The sequence below is a fragment of the Flavobacterium adhaerens genome, from assembly GCF_040045115.1.
Classification (GTDB): domain Bacteria; phylum Bacteroidota; class Bacteroidia; order Flavobacteriales; family Flavobacteriaceae; genus Flavobacterium; species Flavobacterium adhaerens.
Genome location: NZ_JBDLZX010000016.1, coordinates 69,775 through 78,375 on the forward strand (window position 1 = coordinate 69,775; position 8,601 = coordinate 78,375).

Genomic DNA, 8,601 nt, shown 5'->3' on the forward strand with positions numbered 1-8,601 from the left:
ACTTAATGTATTTATGGAAATAATAGCCTATTAGTTTATTGAGGCAATAATTCTGTCAATTTTTCATTTATAAATAGTGTTGTGTTTTCATTTTAAAATAAAAAAAAGTAATTTCAAATGTTAAAACCAAAGATGCTTATTTTTGTACCACTAATAAAATATTATGAATTTAGAACAACTATTCGAACAAAATAAAGAGCAATCTATACACGGGAGATATATTACACTTGATGATATTACTCCGTTATTAGAAAATGAAAAATTAAAAAATGACGTATATACTGTAGGTGAATCAGTTTTAGGTAAGCCAATATACGGTTATAAAAAAGGGGAGGGTAAGACAAAGATTTATCTCTGGTCGCAAATGCACGGTAACGAAAGTACAACTACCAAAGCGCTATTTGATTTTATTAATGTTTTGAATAATAAATCAGAATTTGCAACTAAGCTTTTGAATACTTTTACATTTTATTGTATTCCGATGTTAAATCCTGATGGAGCCAAATTATATACGCGTGCCAATGCCAATAGTATTGATTTGAATAGGGATTCTCAGGATTTATCGCAACCAGAAAGCCGAATTTTGAGAGATATTTACGAAGAATTTCAACCCGATTTTTGTTATAATTTACATGATCAGCGAACAATCTTTGGTGTTGCTGATTCAGGAAAACCTGCAACATTATCATTTTTAGCACCGTCTTATAATGAAGCAAGGGAGATTAATTCAAATCGTTTAAAAGCAATTAATTTGATTGCTGGAATAAACGAAGAATTGCAAAAATACATCCCTGGTCAAGTAGGTCGATTTGACGATTCATTTAATATAAATTGTATTGGAGATACTTTTCAATATTTAGGTACACCTACAATTTTATTTGAAGCAGGACATTATCCAGATGATTACGAAAGAGAAATAACAAGAAAATTCGTATTTATGTCGTTAGTTTCGAGTTTTGTTATTCTTAGCGAAAACGATATAGTTTGTAATAGAAATGATAAATATTTAAATATTCCTCAGAATAATGTTGTATTTTTTGATTTTATGTATAAAAATGTCAAAATAAATTATGACGGTAATGAAATAATTACGAATTTTGTTGCTCAATATAAAGAGGAGTTAATTGATGGTAAATTAAAATTTAACGCCTATATCGCAAAAGTTGGAGATTTAGATGGTTGTTTTGGCCATTTCGAGTACGACGCAAAAGAATCATTATTTCAAGACAATTTAAATAATGTACCATTTGAAGGACAATTAGCAGATTTTAATTTTGATAAAAATGTTTTTTTTGTAAATGGAAAGATAAAAAAATAACTTTTTTGCTGTATATTTAATTTTTATTTATAATTTTAACTTTTTTAGTATTAAATAACCATATATAATAAGATAATTATGAGTAAGTTTCGCTTAGATGAAGTAGATCACCAGATTTTAGATATGTTGATAGACAACACAAGAGTTCCGTTTACAGACATTGCTAAAAAATTATTGATTTCAGCCGGAACAGTTCATGTTAGAGTTAAAAAAATGGAAGATGCTGGTATTATCATGGGGTCTTCTTTGGTACTTGATTATGATAAATTAGGATATTCATTTATAGCTTATGTAGGTGTTTTTCTTAACAATACATCACAAACAAAATTTGTTTTGGAGCGTATAAATGAAATACCATTTGTAACTGTAGCATCGGTAACTACAGGTAAATTCAATATTTTTTGCAAAATTAGAGCAAAAGATACAAAACATGCAAAAGATGTTATTTTTATGATTGATGACATTGAGGGAGTTTATAGAACTGAAACTATGATTTCTCTTGAAGAAAGTATCAACGATAAAAAGCGTTTGATGCATACCATTTTTAAAGAAATGTAATCCTTGAATGCTTATATATAAATATAACCTCAAGTAATTCCTTGAGGTTTTTTTATGTGAGATTAACCAAACAACCTAAAAGTATTATGTACACCCTACCTAAAATAGAGCGTTTTAATCAAAATGTTTTATCGAAATACCATATTTATAATAGTGTATTTATAACATTACCATTTGATTCAGTAGATAACACTGGTGTTTTATTGCCAATTTTTACAGAATTATGCGATAGTGGTTTTAAGAAAGAAAAAAATCCATCTGAAATTTTTAACTTTTTCACAGACAAATATTTACATAGTGATTCTGAGAAGGATAAAATCAATTTGATGTTTCATTTAATACAGTATATTGAACGCCAAATTGTTCTTTTTGATGCCATTGAAGATGCCGCTTTTCCTGTCGTAAATAATATGGAGGGTAGAGGTTCGTTACGTGATATTAAAGAAAAATCGGATGTTAAAAACAACAAAGAGGAATTAATAGAATTTTTAGAAAACTTCAATGTTCGTACTGTTTTAACAGCTCACCCAACTCAATTTTATCCAGGTCCTGTACTTGGAATTATCAATGATTTAACCGAAGCTATCCGTAAAAATAATCTATTAGAAATTAAACAATTATTAGCTCAATTGGGTAAAACGCCATTCATTAAAAGCGAAAAACCTAATCCTTATGATGAAGCAGTAAGTTTAATTTGGTTTCTTGAAAATGTATTTTACAATACATCTGGAGAAATGGTTCATTATTTACAGAAAAATGTTTTTGATGGTGAACCGATCAAAAACCCACTAATAAAACTAGGCTTTTGGCCAGGTGGTGATCGTGATGGAAACCCATTTGTTACGACCGAAATAACATTAAAAGTTGCTGAACGTTTAAGAACTTCTATTTTAAAATGTTACTATGTTGAGATCAGAAATCTAAAACGCAAATTAACTTTCCCTGTTGTTGATGCTTTAGTAATGGAACTGGAACAAAAATTATATCGTTCTGTTTTCTATTCAAAAGGAGAAATCTTCATTACACATGATGAATTAAAAACACAATTAAACAAAATCAAAGACATTATTATAGAACAGCACCAATCACTTTATGTCGATCAAATTGATGCTTTATTGATTCGTTTGAATTTATTTGGTTTCCATTTTGCTACTTTAGATATAAGACAAAATAGCAAAATTCATCAATCGGTTTTTTATGATGTAGTAGATTATTATTCAAAATCTAAAGTGAATATATTTCCAGAGAATTATTTTCAAATGTCTGAGGATGAAAAATTAAAGATTTTATCTACTCTAAAAGGTAATCTTGACCCAGCAGATTTCGAAAATGAAATGACTAGATCTACATTAGAATCTATTCATGCGATTAAAACTATTCAAGAAAACAATGGTGAATTTGGAGCAAACCGTTATATTATTAGTAATAATGAAAATGCTCTTCATGTAATGGAGACCTTTGCATTATTCAAATTATGTAACTGGGAAAATGCAAGTGTTGATATTATTCCTCTTTTTGAATCGGTAGATGATTTGCAAAATGCGCATTTGGTAATGGAAAAATTATATACCAATACTGAATATATACAGCACCTTGCCGAAAGAAATAACAAGCAAACAATAATGCTTGGTTTTTCTGACGGAACCAAAGATGGTGGTTACTTAATGGCCAATTGGAGTATTTATAAGGCTAAAGAAACGCTAACGGCTATTTCTAGAAAGTACGGAATTGATGTTATCTTTTTTGACGGACGTGGAGGGCCTCCTGCGCGTGGTGGTGGAAAAACTCATAAATTCTATGCTTCACTTGGTCCAAATATCGAGAATAATGAAATTCAAATTACCGTTCAGGGTCAAACGATTAGTTCAAACTTTGGAACTTTAGATTCATGCAGGTATAATCTAGAAAACCTTTTGAGTGCTGGGGTTGCTAACCAAGTTTTTAATCAAGGCAAAAATGAACTTAGCTCAGAAGAGAAAGAAATCATGTCTCAAATGTCTGAATTGGGCTATAATAAATATTTAAATTTCAAGAATCATCCTAAATTTATTCCATATTTGGAGAAAATGAGTACCTTGAATTATTATGCAAAAACCAATATTGGTAGTCGCCCTTCTAAAAGAAGTAAGTCTGAAAATCTTGATTTTGCTGATTTAAGAGCTATTCCTTTTGTTGGTTCATGGAGTCAATTAAAACAAAATGTACCAGGTTTCTTTGGTGTTGGTACAGCTTTGAAACATTTTGAAGATACAAACCAATGGGATAAAGTTCAAAGTCTGTATGACAATTCATTATTTGTAAAAACGCTCTTAGAAAACAGTATGATGTCATTGGCTAAATCATTTTTTCCTTTGACTGCTTATATGAGTAAGGATCCAGAATTTGGTGAGTTTTGGCAAATTATTTATGATGAATTTTTGGAAACCAAAAGGTTATTGTTAAAAATAGCAGGACATACACAGTTGATGGAAAATTATCCTGATGGTATTGCTTCTATTTTGATGAGAGAACGTATTGTGTTGCCTTTGTTGACGATACAACAACACGCCTTATTAAGAATTAAAGAGCTTAAAAAGGAAGAAAAGCCAGACTTAATTCTGATTAATGTTTACGAAAAAATAGTTACTCGCTCTCTTTTTGGAAATATTAATGCCAGTAGAAATTCTGCTTAACATTTATAGAGATTACAATTATATTCTAAATTCTTAAAAATTGTCAGATGAATTCCAATCAATTGCCAGTAGATGAATATTCAAAATTTAATGCCACTTATATACAAGCATTAGAAAATGTTGAATTGTTTGAAGAATTAGAGATTAGTTTACATGACTTTATCAAATTTGTCCAAAATATTCCATTGGGCAAATTTGATTACAGTTATGCTGAAGGAAAATGGACAATCAAAGAAATTATTCAGCACATAATTGATGCAGAAAGAATTTTTGCTTATCGAGCGCTTAGAATTTCTAGAAACGATAAAACTCCATTACCTGGTTTTGACGAAAATGATTATGCTGCCAATACTAATGCAAAAAGCAGAAGTATTCAAGATCTATTAACCGAATTTTCTGCTGTAAGACATTCAAACTTATTAATGTTTAAGAGTTTTACAGACGAACAAATGGCAAGAATTGGAGTCGCTTCCGATCATGAAGTTTCAGTACGAGCCTTAGGTTTTTTAATTTTAGGACATTTAAAACATCATAAAACAGTATTTGCAGAAAAATATTTAGATTAAAACTATTTTCAAGAAAAACAGCTTGACCAAATTTGTAATTTCTTTTCGAAAGTAATGGTATTTGCTGGACTTGTTGAAGGCATTATATGATAATTGATACCATCTATTTGGCCGAATTTTTTATAAAAAAAAGAATAACTTTTCTTTCCATTAAATATAATAGTATTGATTTCTGGATATTTTTTGAATAACATTTCAAAATCATTTTCTTTTTGATTTTTGATGTGAATATCTAAACTTCCTTTTCGCTCACAATTTTGCAAAACATCCCAAATTCCAATTTTATTGGATATTAAAAAATTAATTTTTTCTTCAAAAGAATCTGGTATGGGTGTGGTGTTAAATATAGAGTAAATAATTTTCCAAAAATGATTTCTGGGATTTGCGTAGTATTCTTTTTTTAAAAGAGAAATGTTTCCTGGCATGGTTCCTAAAATTAATATTTTGGTTTCAGAGTTTATAAAATATGGAAACGAATTGATTTTCATAAAGCTAAAGTGTTGCGTTTTCTTTTTGAAGAATCGTTAAACCAATTCTAATTTTTTCATACGAAATTGTTTCTTCAAAAAAATCAAAATAAGGTTTTAAAGCATTTGGATTATCTAAGTGTATTTTGGCTTCAGCAATTTTAAATATCTCTTCGTTATTTATGTAAGTGCTAAAATCAATTGTCTGCCCATCGAGGTATAGTTTTGCCAAATGGGAAACAATAGTTGAAATGCCTAGTTTTCTTTTCAAAGCAATTTCTTCTATTGTCAATCCATTTTTGTAAAGTTCGAATGTTTCGTTGTAAGTGGTTGATTCTTTCTTGGGTTTACTTTTTTTATTTTTCTGAAAATCAATTATGGCTTTTATGAAAGCATCACCGTATTTCTCTAATTTAGATTTACCAACACCATCAATTTTCAAAAAGTCTTCGTCGCTCATAGGACGTTGATTTTCAATTTGTCTCAATGTTGCATCATTAAAAATAATATAGGCAGGAACTTCCTCTTCTTTTGCAATGTCGGAACGCAAAGCTCTAAGAATTTCAAAAAGTGAGGTTGATTGGGGTTTGCTCTTTGTTGTTTTCTCTTCAGAAAAATTGCTAATTTTCTTTTGAATGTGTGTCAATTGAACTTTTGCTCCATCAAATAAAACCCTTTTTGCAAATGAGGTTAATTTGATTTTGTTTTGTTGATGAAATGCAATTTCACAATATCCTAAATTTATTAATTGAATAATGTATTGATTCCAATCCGACCAAGAAATATCTGCTCCAACACCGTAAGTTTTTAAATTTTGGTAATTTTTCTCATAAATATTAGCACTCTTAGAACCTCTCAAAAAATCAACAATTATAGGCAGTGCTTCAGATTCTTGTAAACGTACAATTGCTGAAAATACTTTTTGAGCAATAATGGTTCCGTCAAAAAAAGCTGGTGGATTTTGACAAATATCGCAGTTCCCACAATCATCCGCAACTAATTCACCAAAATAAGAAAGTAAAATTTTTCTTCTGCAACTTAATGCATCTGTATATTGTTTCATTCTTTCCAGCTTTGCTAACTGGACCTCGGTATTTAAACCTTGAGATGCAAATTTTTGCAATTGAATCAAATCGCCATAACTTTCAAACAAAATGGTTTCTGCAGCTAAACCATCGCGTCCGGCTCTACCAATTTCTTGATAGTAACCTTCTATGTTTTTGGGCAAATTATAATGAATAACCCAGCGAACATTCGATTTATCTATTCCCATTCCGAAAGCAATTGTGGCACAAACAACCTGACAATCATCATTTATAAATTGATCGTGAGTTTTAGAGCGTTGCGAATTATCTAAACCAGCATGGTAGGGTTGAGATTGTATTCCTGATTTTTGCAATTTTTCAGCTAGCTCTTCGGTAGTTTTTCTGCTTAAACAATATATAATTCCAGATTCATTTGGTTTACTTTTAATAAAATCTATAATTTGCTTTACACGATCTAAAGCTGATCTTACTTCTAAACTCAAATTTTTTCTATCAAAAGAGCTTACAAATATTTTTGGATTTTTTAAATTAAGTTGTTCGCAAATATCAGATCGAGTTGCTTTATCGGCAGTTGCTGTTAATGCTAAAATAGGGGTAGAAGGAAAACGATTTTTTAAATATCCTAAATTGGTGTATGCAGGACGAAAGTCATGTCCCCAAGCCGAAATGCAATGTGCTTCATCGATCGCAATTAAACTTACAGTAATTTGACTAAAAGTATTTTCTAAAAACTGAAGACTTTCTGGAGCAATATAGACTATTTTTGTTTTAAGATGAATAAGGTTGTGTATGTGTAATTCTTGCTCCTCAGTAGATTGAGTGCTATTGATAAAGCAAGCTGAAATTCCGTTCGATTTCAGACTGTCAACTTGATCTTTCATCAATGCAATCAAGGGTGAAATAACTATGGTAACTCCTGAAAAAATCAAAGCTGGAAGTTGAAAGCAAACCGATTTTCCTCCTCCTGTGGGCATTATGGCTAGTGTATCATTTCCAGAAAGGATACTATTGATGATTTCTAGTTGATTGGGTCTAAATTTTTCAAATCCAAAATTTTCTTTGAGTGTGGCGTGTAAAATTTCTGTTGTCATTTTGGCGTATATATTTTGGTTAAATGTATAAAAAAAGCAACATCAATTTTGATGTTGCTTTCTAAAAAAAAAAAAAAAAAATTATTTGGTATTTTCTTTTGGAGCCATATAGCCATCTTTTCTCATTTGTTGTACACAAGCTTCCATAATTTCGTCAACAGTTGAGTTGATGTCTGATACATCTAATGATTTTGTAGTTGCACTCCAAACTAATTTGTTGTTTGTTAGGTCAAAAATGTTTGTTTCAATATAATAATACACATTTTCTTGATAATAACCTGGGGTATAATAAGCAGGTGCATAAGCTCCGTACCAACCACCAAATCCAGCACCATAACCCATTCCGTAACCGCCTACATAACCATAACCCATACCAGGATATCCCATTCCTCCATAATAATTAGCTGTTCCGGGAACATATTCTGTTTCTTTGTCAGCTCTGATGAAACGAAGTGTAATTGCGCCATCAAAACCTTCAGATTGTACGATGCTAATTTTTTCTTCTTTAGTAAGATTTAAATTTTGTTGATTTAAATAGTTATAAGAAGGATTCAAAATAGAAGGGTTTATTGCTGCAATTCTATTTTCTGTAGATCTTCTTGTACTTTCATCTTTTGCTAATGCGACTACTAATACTTTTTTGAAATGTTCTTTAGAAAGTGTAGCATTTGGATCTCTCCAGCTAGAAACAATTGTTGTATTACTTCCGCAGCTTGCAAAACATATACATATAAGAGCAATTAAAATTTTTTTCATAATCCAATTAGTTTTTGTTTGTTTTAATGTTGGTAAAATTAATTAATATTTAATCTGATTATCCGTTTATGCACCTGTTATATTCGCAATTACTAGTCTGTCAAAGAGTTTGTCTCCAAAATACCGT

The 8,601-nt window shown here is 30.2% G+C and carries 7 protein-coding genes; 4 read left to right on the top strand and 3 right to left on the bottom strand.

The window, feature by feature from the left end:
• Window positions 1-163 precede the first annotated feature (163 nt).
• The 4 genes from ABEB18_RS16515 to ABEB18_RS16530 all read left to right on the top strand — a co-directional run bounded on the left by ABEB18_RS16515 (window position 164) and on the right by ABEB18_RS16530 (window position 5,114).
• Window positions 164-1,318, top strand: coding sequence for a M14 family metallopeptidase (locus ABEB18_RS16515; RefSeq protein ID WP_348800442.1), 1,155 nt, complete (start codon window positions 164-166; stop codon window positions 1,316-1,318).
• A 78-nt stretch (window positions 1,319-1,396) separates the two neighbouring features.
• A complete protein-coding gene (locus ABEB18_RS16520) occupies window positions 1,397-1,876 on the top strand; it encodes an Lrp/AsnC family transcriptional regulator (RefSeq protein WP_024981770.1) in 480 nt (159 codons plus the stop codon).
• A gap of 86 nt (window positions 1,877-1,962) precedes the next feature.
• Complete coding sequence (locus tag ABEB18_RS16525) at window positions 1,963-4,548, top strand: phosphoenolpyruvate carboxylase (protein WP_348800443.1); 2,586 nt, start codon at window positions 1,963-1,965, stop codon at window positions 4,546-4,548.
• A gap of 47 nt (window positions 4,549-4,595) precedes the next feature.
• Window positions 4,596-5,114, top strand: a complete 519-nt coding sequence (locus ABEB18_RS16530) for a DinB family protein (protein WP_348800444.1) — start codon at window positions 4,596-4,598, stop codon at window positions 5,112-5,114.
• An 8-nt stretch (window positions 5,115-5,122) separates the two neighbouring features.
• Here the strand turns inward: ABEB18_RS16530 and ABEB18_RS16535 are convergent, their stop codons facing one another.
• The 3 genes from ABEB18_RS16535 to ABEB18_RS16545 form a co-directional block, all read right to left on the bottom strand.
• Window positions 5,123-5,602, bottom strand: coding sequence for a DNA-deoxyinosine glycosylase (locus ABEB18_RS16535; protein WP_348800446.1), 480 nt, complete (start codon window positions 5,600-5,602; stop codon window positions 5,123-5,125).
• A gap of 4 nt (window positions 5,603-5,606) precedes the next feature.
• The gene (gene recQ, locus ABEB18_RS16540; protein WP_348800447.1) at window positions 5,607-7,718 is read right to left on the bottom strand and encodes a DNA helicase RecQ; all 2,112 of its coding nucleotides are present in this window, start codon (window positions 7,716-7,718) and stop codon (window positions 5,607-5,609) included.
• Between the two features lie 81 nt (window positions 7,719-7,799).
• A complete protein-coding gene (locus tag ABEB18_RS16545; RefSeq protein ID WP_348800448.1) occupies window positions 7,800-8,474 on the bottom strand; it encodes a DUF4136 domain-containing protein in 675 nt (224 codons plus the stop codon).
• Between the last annotated feature and the right edge of the window lie 127 nt (window positions 8,475-8,601).